Source organism: Providencia sp. PROV130 (genome assembly GCF_028482225.1).
GTDB lineage: Bacteria > Pseudomonadota > Gammaproteobacteria > Enterobacterales > Enterobacteriaceae > Providencia > Providencia rettgeri.
This window is the reverse complement of the sequence record NZ_JAMPQC010000068.1, coordinates 1-2,697: the sequence shown is the minus strand read 5'-3', so window position 1 is coordinate 2,697 and position 2,697 is coordinate 1. Positions and strand designations below refer to the sequence as shown.

At 40.3% G+C, this 2,697-nt stretch carries 2 protein-coding genes and 2 pseudogenes; 2 read left to right on the top strand and 2 right to left on the bottom strand.

Annotated elements, in window-relative coordinates; all coding sequences use genetic code 11:
• A pseudogene (locus tag PSF28_RS23510) lies at positions 1-392 on the top strand (transcriptional regulator); the annotation flags it as partial.
• Here PSF28_RS23510 and tetR(B) read toward each other — a convergent pair.
• Positions 370-993, bottom strand: a complete 624-nt coding sequence (gene tetR(B) / locus PSF28_RS23505; protein ID WP_000088605.1) for a tetracycline resistance transcriptional repressor TetR(B) — start codon at positions 991-993, stop codon at positions 370-372. The pseudogene PSF28_RS23510 and the gene tetR(B) sit on opposite strands and share 23 nt — an antisense overlap.
• An 81-nt stretch (positions 994-1,074) precedes the next feature.
• On the opposite strand from tetR(B), the gene tet(B) reads away from it, so the two are divergent.
• Entirely contained in the window at positions 1,075-2,280 is a 1,206-nt protein-coding gene (tet(B), locus tag PSF28_RS23500) for a tetracycline efflux MFS transporter Tet(B) (RefSeq protein WP_001089072.1), read from the top strand.
• Between the two features lie 112 nt (positions 2,281-2,392).
• On the opposite strand, the pseudogene PSF28_RS23495 reads toward tet(B), so the two are convergent.
• Positions 2,393-2,697: pseudogene (locus PSF28_RS23495) on the bottom strand (tetracyline resistance-associated transcriptional repressor TetC); the annotation flags it as partial.

Below are 2,697 nucleotides of genomic sequence, written 5' to 3'. Positions count from 1 at the left end.
CCAACCATGGCGTACATGCCAAAGTTTCCACGCCAGTGCATTTACGAAAAGCACGTACTTGCTATGATCATTTAGCTGGCGAAGTTGCCGTTAAGATCTATGATTCCCTTTGTCAACAGCAATGGATCACTGAAAATGGTTCAATGATCACATTAAGTGGTATTCAATATTTTCATGAAATGGGAATTGACGTTCCTTCCAAACATTCACGTAAAATCTGTTGTGCGTGTTTAGATTGGAGTGAACGCCGTTTCCATTTAGGTGGGTACGTTGGAGCCGCATTATTTTCGCTTTATGAATCTAAAGGGTGGTTAACTCGACATCTTGGTTACCGTGAAGTTACCATCACGGAAAAAGGTTATGCTGCTTTTAAGACCCACTTTCACATTTAAGTTGTTTTTCTAATCCGCATATGATCAATTCAAGGCCGAATAAGAAGGCTGGCTCTGCACCTTGGTGATCAAATAATTCGATAGCTTGTCGTAATAATGGCGGCATACTATCAGTAGTAGGTGTTTCCCTTTCTTCTTTAGCGACTTGATGCTCTTGATCTTCCAATACGCAACCTAAAGTAAAATGCCCCACAGCGCTGAGTGCATATAATGCATTCTCTAGTGAAAAACCTTGTTGGCATAAAAAGGCTAATTGATTTTCGAGAGTTTCATACTGTTTTTCTGTAGGCCGTGTACCTAAATGTACTTTTGCTCCATCGCGATGACTTAGTAAAGCACATCTAAAACTTTTAGCGTTATTACGTAAAAAATCTTGCCAGCTTTCCCCTTCTAAAGGGCAAAAGTGAGTATGGTGCCTATCTAACATCTCAATGGCTAAGGCGTCGAGCAAAGCCCGCTTATTTTTTACATGCCAATACAATGTAGGCTGCTCTACACCTAGCTTCTGGGCGAGTTTACGGGTTGTTAAACCTTCGATTCCGACCTCATTAAGCAGCTCTAATGCGCTGTTAATCACTTTACTTTTATCTAATCTAGACATCATTAATTCCTAATTTTTGTTGACACTCTATCATTGATAGAGTTATTTTACCACTCCCTATCAGTGATAGAGAAAAGTGAAATGAATAGTTCGACAAAGATCGCATTGGTAATTACGTTACTCGATGCCATGGGGATTGGCCTTATCATGCCAGTCTTGCCAACGTTATTACGTGAATTTATTGCTTCGGAAGATATCGCTAACCACTTTGGCGTATTGCTTGCACTTTATGCGTTAATGCAGGTTATCTTTGCTCCTTGGCTTGGAAAAATGTCTGACCGATTTGGTCGGCGCCCAGTGCTGTTGTTGTCATTAATAGGCGCATCGCTGGATTACTTATTGCTGGCTTTTTCAAGTGCGCTTTGGATGCTGTATTTAGGCCGTTTGCTTTCAGGGATCACAGGAGCTACTGGGGCTGTCGCGGCATCGGTCATTGCCGATACCACCTCAGCTTCTCAACGCGTGAAGTGGTTCGGTTGGTTAGGGGCAAGTTTTGGGCTTGGTTTAATAGCGGGGCCTATTATTGGTGGTTTTGCAGGAGAGATTTCACCGCATAGTCCCTTTTTTATCGCTGCGTTGCTAAATATTGTCACTTTCCTTGTGGTTATGTTTTGGTTCCGTGAAACCAAAAATACACGTGATAATACAGATACCGAAGTAGGGGTTGAGACGCAATCGAATTCGGTATACATCACTTTATTTAAAACGATGCCCATTTTGTTGATTATTTATTTTTCAGCGCAATTGATAGGCCAAATTCCCGCAACGGTGTGGGTGCTATTTACCGAAAATCGTTTTGGATGGAATAGCATGATGGTTGGCTTTTCATTAGCGGGTCTTGGTCTTTTACACTCAGTATTCCAAGCCTTTGTGGCAGGAAGAATAGCCACTAAATGGGGCGAAAAAACGGCAGTACTGCTCGGATTTATTGCAGATAGTAGTGCATTTGCCTTTTTAGCGTTTATATCTGAAGGTTGGTTAGTTTTCCCTGTTTTAATTTTATTGGCTGGTGGTGGGATCGCTTTACCTGCATTACAGGGAGTGATGTCTATCCAAACAAAGAGTCATCAGCAAGGTGCTTTACAGGGATTATTGGTGAGCCTTACCAATGCAACCGGTGTTATTGGCCCATTACTGTTTGCTGTTATTTATAATCATTCACTACCAATTTGGGATGGCTGGATTTGGATTATTGGTTTAGCGTTTTACTGTATTATTATCCTGCTATCGATGACCTTCATGTTAACCCCTCAAGCTCAGGGGAGTAAACAGGAGACAAGTGCTTAGTTATTTCGTCACCAAATGATGTTATTCCGCGAAATATAATGACCCTCTTGATAACCCAAGAGGGCATTTTTTACGATAAAGAAGATTTAGCTTCAAATAAAACCTATCTATTTTATTTATCTTTCAAGCTCAATAAAAAGCCGCGGTAAATAGCAATAAATTGGCCTTTTTTATCGGCAAGCTCTTTTAGGTTTTTCGCATGTATTGCGATATGCATAAACCAGCCATTGAGTAAGTTTTTAAGCACATCATCATCATAAGCTTTAAGTTGGTTCTCTTGGATCAATTTGCTGACAATGGCGTTTACCTTACCAGTAATGTATTCAAGGCTAATTTTTTCAAGTTCATTCCAACCAATGATAGGCATCACTTCTTGGATAGGGATAAGGTTTTTATTATTATCAATAATATAATCAA